Origin of the sequence: Nonlabens sp. Ci31, from assembly GCF_012974865.1 — a bacterium.
In the GTDB taxonomy this organism is placed as follows: domain Bacteria; phylum Bacteroidota; class Bacteroidia; order Flavobacteriales; family Flavobacteriaceae; genus Nonlabens.
In genome coordinates, this window is the sequence record NZ_CP043633.1 from 2,908,778 (window position 1) to 2,925,102 (window position 16,325).

A 16,325-nucleotide genomic window follows, 5' to 3' on the forward strand; every position below is an offset into this window, starting at 1 on the left:
TAGCTTGTCTCTGCCTATTTCATCTTCTATTCTTGTGTTACTCATTTTTAACATTGGAATAATGAATAAAATTAACTTTTTTAGACTGAAGGTTTTACTGCCTGTTTTTACCTTATTTTTCTCAGCATTTCTTTTTGGACAGGTAACTATTTTTAATGCTGATTTTGAGAATGGAGCTGGAGTAAATTCGTGGTCCTATCAAAATAGCGGTGGGATTGATTTTAGTAGGGGTACTAATTCCTACCATTCCGGTAGTTCTGGAAGATATCAATACTCAAATACATCAAGCGGTCGTTATCAAAATAATACTGATATATCTGCAACTTCTCCTGTTATTAATTTGTCCGGTTATGATAAAATGACTTTATCTTTAGATATTAGTATTGACACTCAGACGGGTTATGATGGTATGAACATAGAATTTACCAATGACGGTGGAGCTAACTGGCACCTGCTAGGAAAATATAATGGTGAAGCTACGAACTGGTATAATAGAAGTTATGACGTAGCTGCTACAGGAAGAATATCTGTAATGGTAGGCGCATGGAGTGGAGATTTCAATGGATGGTTCAATGCTTCCATTGATTTACCACCTCAAGCATTTGATAACCAAAATAGCGTGCAATTTAGAGTTAATTTAGGAAGTAATGGTTCTACAAGAGACCGTGGTGGCGCATTTGATAATTTCAGAATTGTCGGATTTACTCAACAGGTTAAAAATTATATTACTTGTGGTACTGGTATCTATGACCATCTGGAGCTTTGGTTGAATGCAGAAACGCTAGCGCTTGCGGGATGGAATAATGGAGATCGAGTGAGTGAGTGGGAAAATACTTCAGCATTACTTCCCGGGTCCAATATCAGTCCAGATTGGACTAATGCTAAGTCTTCTGGTTCAGAAAGACCCACTTATCATGACAACTCAACAAACAATGTTAATTTTAATCCCGTAGTTTCTTTTGACGGATCTAATGCTATGTTTGGTAGGTCGGGCTTTTACAGTGAAGATTTATATATCGTGATTAACCCTACACTGACTATATCTGCTTCTCGTCCTACAGAGGATGTATTTTTAGGAGATGATTATGTAACCGATGGAAGAAATCAAGATGTAACAGGTATTTCTATCAATAACACTTCTGCCAGATATGGTTCTTCTCCAGACATTGTGGCTTATAATCAAGGAGCTCAAAGTGATTATGGTAAAGCCATTGTTCACCCTACGTTGGTGTATGATCGTCCAGTAATTTTTAATGCACGACTCAATGATGCTGGTAATGGTATGGATTTATATTTAGATGGTATAGATTTAGGGGTTACACTGGATCCGTCTTTGACTGAAGAAGCCAACCTTTCCACATTTAAAGATATTTTAAACTCCAAGTATTGGTTGGGAAGATCCGAGTTTTTTGGACCTAGTTTTACCGGTGATTTTTTGGAGGTGATGTCCTTTTCACAGCGCAAAAGTGATGCAGATCGCAAACGTTTAGAATCTTATTTAGCGGTAAAATTTGGCATAACCCTAGGTCTTTTTGAGGTCACAGCAATAGGACTGCCGCATGTGCCTGGTGAGTATTTTGATTCTAATGGATTTGCTTTATGGAACACAACATTAGATCCTGGCTACACGTATAATGTAACAGGTATAGGTCGTGATGACTGTTCTTTATTGAATCAGAAACAAGCAAAAAGTGTGGATCCGTTTACTTTTATGACAGTAGGTTTAGGAGATATTTATGCTACTAACAGTGCTAATCCAGGTGTTTTTGAAGATAGCGGTGATTTTTTAATGTGGGGGAGTACTCGTGCGTCACTTTCAGCACTTTCAGCTCCTCTCGAAGTAACCTTAGGCCCAAGTCTGGTAACGACCTTTACAGAGGTGACAGAGCGAACTTGGAAGTTTAAAGAGATTTCCCAAAATGCCAATGATATTCCAGAAGTGAAAATATCAGTATTAACAGCGGGGTTAATCTCATTACCGCCATTAACAGGGAATGACGCTTATGTGATGATACTAGCCGATGATGATAATTTTACCACAGCAGTGGAAACTATATTTCTGGAAACTGTAGGTGCCAATCAAGAAGCTTTCTATGATTTTGATGGGACACGTTATGTTAAATTTGGAGTTGCTCATGAAGTTATTGCCTCTAAGGATATCCTATTTGACGGTACCAACGATTATGTAGCTATGGATGACGAAGTGGGGTTAGGCGGAGATTACTCCATCTCTGCTTGGGTAAAAACCAATGGTTCCAATTCAAGCAGTACCAATAAAACTATTGTTTCTAAAAGAGCAGCAGGTAATGATGGGTATCATTTCTATATAACAGATAGCAATCGCGTGGCAATGACCCATAACGGGACTTCTACTATAGTTAGTAATACCGCTTTAAGCAATAATGTATGGAGGTATGTGACTTTTACCTATAGCGGTAGTACAGCAGTGCTTTATATAGATGGAATTGAAGATATTACTCAGAATATTGCCAATACGGTTCCTAATGATGCTAAGTTTTGTATTGCTTCTCGATATGTTGATAAATATAACATCATCGATAACTTTTCAGGAAACTTGGATGAGATCAGGATTTTTTCCAGAGCTCTTAGTCAGGATCAGATCCGTTTTATGATGAATCAAGAAATTGAGATCGATGGAACTGGTATAAAAGGATCCATTATCCCAGAAACAGTTAGTAGAAATGATATTTCTGGATTGAATTGGAATAATGATCTCGAGGCCTATTTCAATATGAATACCTATATAGGAACGCACCTTAACGATGCTTCAGGAAACGGTCATAGAGGTAGTTTGATCCAGCCAGATAGTTTTAGTATCAATGAGCAAACTGCGCCACTTCCTTATGTGTCTACATCTGATGGAAACTGGAATAGCGTTAGCAGCTGGAGTAACGGTAACGCTATGTTTATCCCAGGTGCTACAAGAGTCATTAATGGAACTACTGTATCAATAGACTGGAACATTGCAGTTGTAAATGAAAATATTACAGCAAATAATAAAGATTACACGCTATTAGGACTGGAAGTAGGGCCATTAGGAAATCTTTATATGGAAAGCGATCATGGCCTTAGGATAACACATAACTTAAAATTAGACGGTACCATAGATCTTCAAGGAGAATCTCAATTGGTACAATCTACAGATAGCGATTTGATCTCTTCTATAACAGGAAAGATTGAAATCGATCAACAAGGAACTTCTAGTCAATACGATTACAACTACTGGAGTTCACCAGTAAGTAGGATTACTAACGGGACCAATAACAATGGATACACCATATCGGGAGTTCTTAAAGATGGAACTTTAGTAACCACTCCAAGAGACATACTATTTACTCCAACTTCAGTAAGAGATGGTGCTCCAGGAACAGTTAGCACACCTGCAACTATTTCAGGAAGATGGTTATGGAAATATGGAAATCTTACTAGTAATACGTATGCCAATTGGGAATACGCAGGACCTACTAGCAACCAATTTGCTGGAGAAGCCTGGACAATGAAAGGAACAGGAGCATCAGGAGCAACACAGAATTATATCTTTGTAGGAAAGCCTAATAATGGAGCTATTGATCTAAATATCGACAACGGGAATGACTACTTGGTAGGAAACCCTTATCCAAGTGCCTTAGATGCTCATGAGTTTATCTCAGATAACCCAGATACAGATGGAACTGTTTATTTTTGGGAACACTGGGGAGGAAACACACATATATTAAGAGACTATCAAGGTGGTTATGCTAGTTATAACTACTCTGGCGGAGTAGGTAGTGCTACCATAGGGACTTCAAATCCAGATATCAATCAAGGAGGAATAGCAACAAAGCGACCAGAACAATTTATCCCAGTAGGTCAAGGTTTCTTTGTCACCGGAATCAATGATGGCGGTAGCATTAGATTTAGAAACGATCAGCGTCAGTTTAGAAAAGAGTCAGATGGACAAAGTTTATTTGTATCTGCTCCAGGAAGCAACCCTATTTCAAGTATTGGAGATATCAATACAGTCAATGACCCACGTTCTAAAATCAGGTTGGGATTTGATTCTTCCAACTTAATTCACAGACAGTTGTTGGTAACTATAGATAGCAACACAACATTAGGATTTGATAGAGCTTATGATGGAAGAATGCAGGAAGAGCAAATGGATGACATGGCATGGTCCTTACCTAATGAAAAACTTCTCATTCAAGGAGTACCTGCTATGGACGCTACTACAGAGTTGCCTTTATTTATAAAAGTAAATAACAACAGCAGGTTCAGCATCAAGATAGACGCTCTACGCAATGTGGCTCCTACACAAGAAATATATGTCAAAGACGCTTTATTAAACATCTATGTCAATATTATGAATGCTACTTATACCAGCCCACAACTGGTTGCAGGAACTTATGAAGATCGTTTCTCTATTACCTTTTCAGATCCATCTACTTTAAGTAATGATAGTTTAGAAATAAGCGCTACCGACATTATTGTGTTTACACCTAATGATGCAGAAGAGTTACATATCAAGAGATCTGTAGAAATAGAAATCGAAGAGCTAACGATCATCAATATGTTAGGACAACAGTTAAAAGTTTGGGATGTAGCCGACCAGAACGGAATCATTAGAATAGATACCTCTTCCATAGCAAGCGGTAACTACATTATAAAAATGAATACCAATTACGGTATTCAAACTAGAAAAGTAATCATTAAGTAAAAAGGGATTCACTAATAATTATAACAACCTGTTTGCTCTAGTAAACAGGCTGTTGTATTATCTCAAATTAAGATGAATTAAATAAGTAATACTACTGGTGTAGTTCATCGATAATCTCTTTTCAGTTCATAAAGATTGACATTTGTGCATAATATTATTAACAAATGTTAACATCTATTTTAATATTTAGGGTATAAAGTCGCTAAAGCACAAATGTTTTTAGGTTAAATTTCGACTAAGTGCATTCTTTTTCAGTACTTTAAAATAAAGTTAACAATGGTTAAATGCTGAATTATAGACATTTATGTTTTGCTCGCCCAAATTTATGATGATTTGTCTTATTTTTTTTTTGGATTGATTGAATTATATCTCTATCGTTGTGTTAATCAATACAATATAGAAAAATGGTTACAATTTCACACTTAAGCCAGAAAACAATCCTCTATGTTTTCACCTTATTTTTCTCTTCATTCCTTCTTGGACAGGTACCTATTTATAATGCCAACTTTGGAAATTCAACAGGGGTTAATGCTTGGACCAATCAAAATAGTAGTGGACGCTCTTTTGTAAGAGGTAATACAGGAAATCATCCTGGTAGAACAGGAAATTATCAATATTCGGGAATGTCGGGAAGTGATAGTTACGATGACGATACTAACGTATCTGTAACTTCACCAGTTATTGATTTGTCTGGTTATGATAAAATGACATTGTCTTTAGATATTAGTCATTATACGGAGTCTAATTATGATGGAATGAACATAGAATTTACCAATGATGGTGGAGCTAACTGGCACCTGCTAGGAAAATATAATGGTGAAGCTACGAACTGGTATAATTCAAGTACTACAGGAGGGGTTTCAGTTATGCAGGGAGCATGGAGTGGAGATTCCAATGGATGGTTCAATGCTTCCATGGATTTACCACCACAAGCATTTGATAACCAAAACAGCGTGCAATTTAGAGTTAATTTTGGAAGTAATGGTTCTAACAGAGATGTAGGTGTAGCATTTGATACTTTCAGAATTGTTGGATTTGCTCAGCAGGTTAAAAACTATATTACTTGTGGTACTGGTATTTATGACCGTCTAGAACTCTGGTTGAATACAGAAACGCTAGCGCTTGCGGGACGGAATAATGGAGATCGAGTGAGTGAGTGGGAAAATACTTCAGCATTACTTCCCGGGTCCAATATCAGTCCAGATTGGACTAATGCTAAGTCTTCTGGTTCAGAAAGACCCACTTATCATGACAACTCAACAAACAATGTTAATTTTAATCCCGTAGTTTCTTTTGACGGATCTAATGCTATGTTTGGTAGGTCGGGCTTTTACAGTGAAGATTTATATATCGTGATTAACCCTACACTGACTATATCTGCTTCTCGTCCTACAGAGGATGTATTTTTAGGAGATGATTATGTAACCGATGGAAGAAATCAAGATGTAACAGGTATTTCTATCAATAACACTTCTGCCAGATATGGTTCTTCTCCAGACATTGTGGCTTATAATCAAGGAGCTCAAAGTGATTATGGTAAAGCCATTGTTCACCCTACGTTGGTGTATGATCGTCCAGTAATTTTTAATGCACGACTCAATGATGCTGGTAATGGTATGGATTTATATTTAGATGGTATAGATTTAGGGGTTACACTGGATCCGTCTTTGACTGAAGAAGCCAACCTTTCCACATTTAAAGATATTTTAAACTCCAAGTATTGGTTGGGAAGATCCGAGTTTTTTGGACCTAGTTTTACCGGTGATTTTTTGGAGGTGATGTCCTTTTCACAGCGCAAAAGTGATGCAGATCGCAAACGTTTAGAATCTTATTTAGCGGTAAAATTTGGCATAACCCTAGGTCTTTTTGAGGTCACAGCAATAGGACTGCCGCATGTGCCTGGTGAGTATTTTGATTCTAATGGATTTGCTTTATGGAACACAACATTAGATCCTGGCTACACGTATAATGTAACAGGTATAGGTCGTGATGACTGTTCTTTATTGAATCAGAAACAAGCAAAAAGTGTGGATCCGTTTACTTTTATGACAGTAGGTTTAGGAGATATTTATGCTACTAACAGTGCTAATCCAGGTGTTTTTGAAGATAGCGGTGATTTTTTAATGTGGGGGAGTACTCGTGCGTCACTTTCAGCACTTTCAGCTCCTCTCGAAGTAACCTTAGGCCCAAGTCTGGTAACGACCTTTACAGAGGTGACAGAGCGAACTTGGAAGTTTAAAGAGATTTCCCAAAATGCCAATGATATTCCAGAAGTGAAAATATCAGTATTAACAGCGGGGTTAATCTCATTACCGCCATTAACAGGGAATGACGCTTATGTGATGATACTAGCCGATGATGATAATTTTACCACAGCAGTGGAAACTATATTTCTGGAAACTGTAGGTGCCAATCAAGAAGCTTTCTATGATTTTGATGGGACACGTTATGTTAAATTTGGAGTTGCTCATGAAGTTATTGCCTCTAAGGATATCCTATTTGATGGTACCAACGATTATGTAGCTATGGATGACGAAGTGGGGTTAGGCGGAGATTACTCCATCTCTGCTTGGGTAAAAACCAATGGCTCCAATTCAAGTAACACTGATAAAACTATTGTTTCTAAAAGAGCAGCAGGTAATGATGGGTATCATTTCTATATAACAGATAGCAATCGCGTGGCAATGACCCATAACGGGACTTCTACTATAGTTAGTAATACCGCTTTAAGCAATAATGTATGGAGGTATGTGACTTTTACCTATAGCGGTAGTACAGCAGTGCTTTATATAGATGGAATTGAAGATATTACTCAGAATATTGCCAATACGGTTCCTAATGATGCTAAGTTTTGTATTGCTTCTCGATATGTTGATAAATATAACATCATCGATAACTTTTCAGGAAACTTGGATGAGATCAGGATTTTTTCCAGAGCTCTTAGTCAGGATCAGATCCGTTTTATGATGAATCAAGAAATTGAGATCGATGGAACTGGTATAAAAGGATCCATTATCCCAGAAACAGTTAGTAGAAATGATATTTCTGGATTGAATTGGAATAATGATCTCGAGGCCTATTTCAATATGAATACCTATATAGGAACGCACCTTAACGATGCTTCAGGAAACGGTCATAGAGGTAGTTTGATCCAGCCAGATAGTTTTAGTATCAATGAGCAAACTGCGCCACTTCCTTATGTGTCTACATCTGATGGAAACTGGAATAGCGTTAGCAGCTGGAGTAACGGTAACGCTATGTTTATCCCAGGTGCTACAAGAGTCATTAATGGAACTACTGTATCAATAGACTGGAACATTGCAGTTGTAAATGAAAATATTACAGCAAATAATAAAGATTACACGCTATTAGGACTGGAAGTAGGGCCATTAGGAAATCTTTATATGGAAAGCGATCATGGCCTTAGGATAACACATAACTTAAAATTAGACGGTACCATAGATCTTCAAGGAGAATCTCAATTGGTACAATCTACAGATAGCGATTTGATCTCTTCTATAACAGGAAAGATTGAAATCGATCAACAAGGAACTTCTAGTCAATACGATTACAACTACTGGAGTTCACCAGTAAGTAGGATTACTAACGGGACCAATAACAATGGATACACCATATCGGGAGTTCTTAAAGATGGAACTTTAGTAACCACTCCAAGAGACATACTATTTACTCCAACTTCAGTAAGAGATGGTGCTCCAGGAACAGTTAGCACACCTGCAACTATTTCAGGAAGATGGTTATGGAAATATGGAAATCTTACTAGCAATACGTATGCCAATTGGGAATACGCAGGACCTACTAGCAACCAATTTGCTGGAGAAGCCTGGACAATGAAAGGAACAGGAGCATCAGGAGCAACACAGAATTATATCTTTGTAGGAAAGCCTAATAATGGAGCTATTGATCTAAATATCGACAACGGGAATGACTACTTGGTAGGAAACCCTTATCCAAGTGCCTTAGATGCTCATGAGTTTATCTCAGATAACCCAGATACAGATGGAACTGTTTATTTTTGGGAACACTGGGGAGGAAACACACATATATTAAGAGACTATCAAGGTGGTTATGCTAGTTATAACTACTCTGGCGGAGTAAGTAGTGCTACCATAGGGACTTCAAATCCAGATATCAATCAAGGAGGAATAGCAACAAAGCGACCAGAACAATTTATCCCAGTAGGTCAAGGTTTCTTTGTCACCGGAATCAATGATGGCGGTAGCATTAGATTTAGAAACGATCAGCGTCAGTTTAGAAAAGAGTCAGATGGACAAAGTTTATTTGTATCTGCTCCAGGAAGCAATCCTATTTCAAGTATTGGAGATATCAATACAGTCAATGACCCACGTTCTAAAATCAGGTTGGGATTTGATTCTTCCAACTTAATTCACAGACAGTTGTTGGTGACTATAGATGGCAACACAACATCGGGATTTGATAGAGCTTATGACGGAAGAATGCAGGAAGAGCAAATGGATGACATGGCTTGGTCGCTGCCTAATGAGAAACTTCAAATACAAGGAGTTCCTGCTATGGATGCTACCACAGAGTTGCCTTTATTTATAAAAGTAAATAACAACAGCAGGTTCAGCATCAAGATAGACGCTCTACGCAATGTGGCTCCTACACAAGAAATATATGTCAAAGACGCTTTATTAAACACCTATGTCAATATTATGAATGCTACTTATACCAGCCCACAACTGGTTGCAGGAACTTATGAAGATCGTTTCTCTATTACCTTTTCAGATCCATCTACTTTAAGTAATGATAGTTTAGAAATAAGCGCTACCGACATTATTGTGTTTACACCTAATGATGCAGAAGAGTTACATATCAAGAGATCTGTAGAAATAGAAATCGAAGAGCTAACGATCATCAATATGTTAGGACAACAGTTAAAAGTTTGGGATGTAGCCGACCAGAACGGAATCATTAGAATAGATACCTCTTCCATAGCAAGCGGTAACTACATTATAAAAATGAACACTAATTACGGTATTCAAACTAGAAAAGTGATCATCAAGTAAAAAGTGATTCACTTATTATAATTACAACAGTCTGTTTCCTCTAGTAAACAGGCTGTTGTATTATCTCAAATTAAGATGAATTAAATAAGTAATACTACTGGTGTAGTTCATCGATAATCTCTTTTCAGTTCATAAAGATTGACATTTGTTAATTGTTTTTAAACCATAGTTAATATATATGGGTGTATTTTCAATCGTTAATCGACGAGTTATGCAGGCTTTTTCACTCAATTTCGTTGAAATACATTCCTTTTTAGTGATTTAATATATTATTAACTAATGTTAGCTATTGAATTATAGCAGTTTATGTTATGCATGCATAATACTATTATGCTATGCATTGTACAAATTTTGGATTTTATTTTTTCAAGCTATAATATTGCGTTTCTCATTCTAAACTCGAGAAATGATTACATTTTTACACTTGAACCAGAAAACAATCCTCTATGTTTTCACTTTATTTTTCTCTTCATTCCTTTTTGGACAAGTCACTATTTATAATGCTGACTTTGAAAATAGTACAGGAGTTAATGCTTGGACTTATCAAAATAATGGAGGACTTTCATTTTTAAGAGGAACATCTGGAGATCATCCAGGTAATGGAGGAAGTTATCAATACTCCGGTAATCAGGGAGGTAGATATCAAAATGATACCGATGTTTCAGCAACATCTCTAGCCATTAATTTGTCTGGTTATGATAAAATGACATTGTCTTTAGATATTAGTCATTATACGGAGTCTAATTATGATGGAATGAACATAGAGTTTACTAATGATGGTACCAACTGGTATACGTTGGGAAAAATAAATGATGAAGCTACGAACTGGTATAATTCAAGTACTACAGGAGGGGTTTCAGTTATGCAGGGAGCATGGAGTGATAATTCAGGAGGTTGGTTCAATGCTTCCATGGATTTACCACCACAAGCATTTGATAACCAAAACAGCGTGCAATTTAGAGTTAATTTTGGAAGTGACGGTTCTAACAGAGATGTAGGTGTAGCTTTTGATAATGTAAGAATTGCTGGATATACTCAACAAGTCAAAAATTATTCCGATTGTGGATTAGGAATTGGCCAGAATTTAGAATTGTGGTTGAATGCTAGAACATTAGCCGGATTAAGCGATGGCGATCCAGTGAGTCAATGGACCAATATTTCTTCCTTAAATCCAGCATCTAATATTAGTGCTGAATGGACCAGTGCTACTGCTTCTGGTACAGAAAGACCTATCTATTACGATAACTCAACTAATAACGTCAATTATAATCCAGTAGTTTCTTTTGATGGAACCAAGCAAATGTTTGGTAAATCTGGTTTTTACAATAGGGATATATTTATCGTTATAAATCCTACTGCTACCATTAGCGCAGCGCGTCCTACAGAAGATATTTTTCTAGGAGATGACTATGTTACGAACGCAGGAAGTCAAGATGTAACAGGTATTTCTATAAATGATACTTCAGCGAGATATGGTTCTTATCCAGACATTGCTGCTTATAATCAAGGAGCTCAAACTTCTTATGGTAGGGCGATTGTACATCCAAATTTAGTTTATGATCGTCCAGTAATTTTTAATGCGCGTTTGAATGCAGCTGGAGATGGTATGGATTTATATCTTGATGGGGTAGATTTAGGTTTAACTCTTGATCCAGCGTTGATGAGAGAAGAAAATGCTGCCACGTTTAAAGATATTTTAAACTCTAGATACTGGTTGGGTAGATCGGAGTTTTTCGGTCCTAGTTTTACAGGAGATATCTTGGAGATCATGTCTTTTTCAGAGCGTAAACCTGATGTGGACCGCCAGCGTTTAGAATCTTATCTAGCGGTAAAATTTGGCATAACTCTTGGTCTTTTCCCAGTTCCTGCGATCAGTTTACCACATGTCCCAGGTGCTTATTTTGACTCTAATGGAAATCCATTGTGGAACGCCTCAACGGATACTGGTTACACCTATAATGTGGCAGGAATAGGCTACGATGACTGTTCTTTATTGAATCAGAAACAAGCAAAAAGTGTGGATCCGTTCACTTTTATCACCATTGGTTTAGGAGATATTTATGCCACTAATAGTGCTAATCCTAGTACTTTTGAATCTAGTGGTGACTTTTTAATGTGGGGAAGTACACGATCAACTTTAACAGCACTTCCTGACCCTTTAGAAGTAACCTTAGGCCCAAGTCTGGTAACGACCTTTACAGAGGTGACAGAGCGAACTTGGAAGTTTAAAGAGATTTCCCAAAATGCCAATGATATTCCAGAAGTTAAGATTTCTGTATCAACTATTGGACTTACATCACTGCCACCACTAGTTGGAAACGATGCTTATGTCATGATAGTCTCCGATGATGAAAATTTTACAACGGGTATTGAAACAAAATTCTTGAGAACCGTAGGTTCTAATCAAGAAGTTTTCTATGATTTTGATGGGACACGTTATGTTAAATTTGGAGTTGCTCATGAAGTTATTGCCTCTAAGGATATCCTATTTGATGGTACCAACGATTATGTAGCTATGGACGACGAAGTAGAGTTTAGTGGTGATTATTCGATATCTGCTTGGGTAAAAACCAATGGTTCCAATTCAAGTAACACTGATAAAACTATTGTTTCTAAAAGAGCAGCAGGTAATGATGGGTATCATTTCTATATAACAGATAGCAATCGCGTGGCAATGACCCATAACGGGACTTCTACTATAGTTAGTAATACCGCTCTAAGCAATAATGTATGGAGGTATGTGACTTTTACCTATAGCGGTAGTACAGCAGTGCTTTATATAGATGGAATTGAAGATATTACTCAGAATATTGCCAATACGGTTCCTAATGATGCTAAGTTTTGTATTGCTTCTCGATATGTTGATAAATATAACATCATCGATAACTTTTCAGGAAACTTGGATGAGATCAGGATTTTTTCCAGAGCTCTTAGTCAGGATCAGATCCGTTTTATGATGAATCAAGAAATTGAGATCGATGGAACTGGTATAAAAGGATCCATTATCCCAGAAACAGTTAGTAGAAATGATATTTCTGGATTGAATTGGAATAATGATCTCGAGGCCTATTTCAATATGAATACCTATATAGGAACGCACCTTAACGATGCTTCAGGAAACGGTCATAGAGGTAGTTTGATCCAGCCAGATAGTTTTAGTATCAATGAGCAAACTGCGCCACTTCCTTATGTGTCTACATCTGATGGAAACTGGAATAGCGTTAGCAGCTGGAGTAACGGTAACGCTATGTTTATCCCAGGTGCTACAAGAGTCATTAATGGAACTACTGTATCAATAGACTGGAACATTGCAGTTGTAAATGAAAATATTACAGCAAATAATAAAGATTACACGCTATTAGGACTGGAAGTAGGGCCATTAGGAAATCTTTATATGGAAAGCGATCATGGCCTTAGGATAACACATAACTTAAAATTAGACGGTACCATAGATCTTCAAGGAGAATCTCAATTGGTACAATCTACAGATAGCGATTTGATCTCTTCTATAACAGGAAAGATTGAAATCGATCAACAAGGAACTTCTAGTCAATACGATTACAACTACTGGAGTTCACCAGTAAGTAGGATTACTAACGGGACCAATAACAATGGATACACCATATCGGGAGTTCTTAAAGATGGAACTTTAGTAACCACTCCAAGAGACATACTATTTACTCCAACGTCAGTAAGAGATGGTGCTCCAGGAACAGTTAGCACACCTGCAACTATTTCAGGAAGATGGTTATGGAAATATGGAAATCTTACTAGCAATACGTATGCCAATTGGGAATACGCAGGACCTACTAGCAACCAATTTGCTGGAGAAGCCTGGACAATGAAAGGAACAGGAGCATCAGGAGCAACACAGAATTATATCTTTGTAGGAAAGCCTAATAATGGAGCTATTGATCTAAATATCGACAACGGGAATGACTACTTGGTAGGAAACCCTTATCCAAGTGCCTTAGATGCTCATGAGTTTATCTCAGATAACCCAGATACAGATGGAACTGTTTATTTTTGGGAACACTGGGGAGGAAACACACATATATTAAGAGACTATCAAGGTGGTTATGCTAGTTATAACTACTCTGGCGGAGTAGGTAGTGCTACCATAGGGACTTCAAATCCAGATATCAATCAAGGAGGAATAGCAACAAAGCGACCAGAACAATTTATCCCAGTAGGTCAAGGTTTCTTTGTCACCGGAATCAATGATGGCGGTAGCATTAGATTTAGAAACGATCAGCGTCAGTTTAGAAAAGAGTCAGATGGACAAAGTTTATTTGTATCTGCTCCAGGAAGCAATCCTATTTCAAGTATTGGAGATATCAATACAGTCAATGACCCACGTTCTAAAATCAGGTTGGGATTTGATTCTTCCAACTTAATTCACAGACAGTTGTTGGTGACTATAGATGGCAACACAACATCGGGATTTGATAGAGCTTATGACGGAAGAATGCAGGAAGAGCAAATGGATGACATGGCTTGGTCGCTGCCTAATGAGAAACTTCAAATACAAGGAGTTCCTGCTATGGATGCTACTACAGAGCTGCCTTTATTTATAAAAGTAAATAACAACAGCAGGTTCAGCATCAAGATAGACGATCTACGCAATGTGGCTCCTACACAAGAAATATATGTCAAAGACGCTTTATTAAACACCTATGTCAATATTATGAATGCTATTTATACCAGCCCACAACTGGTTGCAGGAACTTATGAAGATCGTTTCTCTATTACCTTTTCAGATCCATCTACTTTAAGTAATGATAGTTTAGAAATAAGCGCTACCGACATTATTGTGTTTACACCTAATGATGCAGAAGAGTTACATATCAAGAGATCTGTAGAAATAGAAATCGAAGAGCTAACGATCATCAATATGTTAGGACAACAGTTAAAAGTTTGGGATGTAGCCGACCAGAACGGAATCATTAGAATAGATACCTCTTCCATAGCAAGCGGTAACTACATTATAAAAATGAACACTAATTACGGTATTCAAACTAGAAAAGTGATCATCAAGTAAAAAGTGATTCACTTATAATAATTACAACAGCCTGTTTCCACTAGTAAACAGGCTGTTTATTTATCTTATATTTCGTTTTTCCATCTTTACAAGTTCCTATAGCAAAAGCTTTAAAGTACGTATTGCTTATCTCCAATTGAAATATCAAATAGAAGATCCTATAGTTAGCATAAATTCTAACCAGTCGGCTCTGTTACTTTTTAAATTTTAAAGTTTATTCAAGAATGCATTGTATGGAAATGGTTAAAAAATCTGACCAAGGCAAGCTGTAGTTTTTGGACGCCTATTTAGCTATTGCTTTTTATTAAAAAACAGGTATTTAAATAGTTTAAACAAAGCCAAGGAAATGGCTCCTACGATCAGACCAGTGATCAACTCACCTACAAGAGAAGGAAGTGACGATAGAAGCTCCTCTATAAAATGTAGGTTGTGCATAAAGATTCCACCAGCAACTAATAAAAGTGCGACAGTTCCTATTACAGATAAACTCTTAATTATCCAAGGTAACGCCTGGACTAATATGGTACCTATCGTTTTTGATATACTCTTCTTTTTATCACTCCATTTAACTAATCTCCATCCTAAATCATCAATTCTAACAATTAGGGCTACAATTCCGTAAACTCCTATAGTGGCAATAATTGCGACTATGGACACCACTAAAATTTGCATAAGTAGAATTTCTTCCAAAACAGACCCCAATGCAATGATTACAATTTCTACAGATAAAATAAAGTCGGTCACAATAGCCGATTTAATCTTATCTTTTTCTGAGGCTAGAATTTCGGCCTCTGATAATTTGGGACTTTTAATTTCTATTTTTGGCTTATCGTGTGGAAACAACCACTCATAAATCTTTTCAGCACCTTCAAATGCCAGATAAATAGCTCCTAAAAGCAAAATAATTGTTATTGCCCAAGGTAAAAACGCACTTAATAGAAAAGCAATAGGCAAAATGATGAGCTTATTTAAAAAAGAGCCTTTAGTAATAGCCCACAAAATAGGTATTTCTCTAGAAGAAACAAAACCAGAAGCTTTTTCGGCATTTACGGCAAGATCATCACCTAAAATGCCTGCTGTTTTTTTTGTTGCAACCTTACTCATTGCAGCCATGTCATCCATGAGTACCGCTATATCATCTAGTAAAGCAAAAAATCCTGACGCCATGGGTTATCTTTATTATCGGTGAATATGTTTGAATAAATCCTACAACAACTTGCAAATTTGTAACTTCTTTCCTGTTTAAGTACTGCATTCCATTAAAGTTTTGGAATTATATAAAGTTGTATTTTTAAACGCCAAATTTAAATTATTTACCTGATTGGAGCAACCTTAAATTACTTTCAAAAGGTTAAATAGTTTCTTTATTTTATAAGCCTCTAGGATTATAAAATCATCTTTAGATTAAAAAAAACTTACAGTTAGATACCATCTTTCGTGTTATGAAAAAGGGAATTACTTTACCGGTTCTACTTGAAAATTGCTTTTAAAACAAAAACGGCCACAAGGCAAGAAG

General features: G+C 36.9%; 4 protein-coding genes. 3 read left to right on the plus strand and 1 reads right to left on the minus strand.

The window, feature by feature from the left end; all coding sequences use genetic code 11:
• The first annotated feature begins 61 nt into the window (after positions 1 to 61).
• From F0365_RS12800 to F0365_RS12810, 3 genes are all read left to right on the plus strand, one after another.
• Positions 62 to 4,717: a LamG-like jellyroll fold domain-containing protein gene (locus F0365_RS12800; protein ID WP_169934051.1), complete on the plus strand. Its 4,656-nt coding sequence runs from the start codon at positions 62 to 64 to the stop codon at positions 4,715 to 4,717.
• 404 nt (positions 4,718 to 5,121) lie between these two features.
• Entirely contained in the window at positions 5,122 to 9,768 is a 4,647-nt protein-coding gene (locus tag F0365_RS12805) for a LamG-like jellyroll fold domain-containing protein (RefSeq protein WP_169934052.1), read from the plus strand.
• Between the two features lie 406 nt (positions 9,769 to 10,174).
• Positions 10,175 to 14,809, plus strand: a complete 4,635-nt coding sequence (locus tag F0365_RS12810; RefSeq protein WP_169934053.1) for a LamG-like jellyroll fold domain-containing protein — start codon at positions 10,175 to 10,177, stop codon at positions 14,807 to 14,809.
• Positions 14,810 to 15,100: 291 nt separating this feature from the next.
• Here the strand turns inward: F0365_RS12810 and F0365_RS12815 are convergent, their stop codons facing one another.
• Positions 15,101 to 15,976: a DUF808 domain-containing protein gene (locus F0365_RS12815; RefSeq protein ID WP_169934054.1), complete on the minus strand. Its 876-nt coding sequence runs from the start codon at positions 15,974 to 15,976 to the stop codon at positions 15,101 to 15,103.
• Between the last annotated feature and the right edge of the window lie 349 nt (positions 15,977 to 16,325).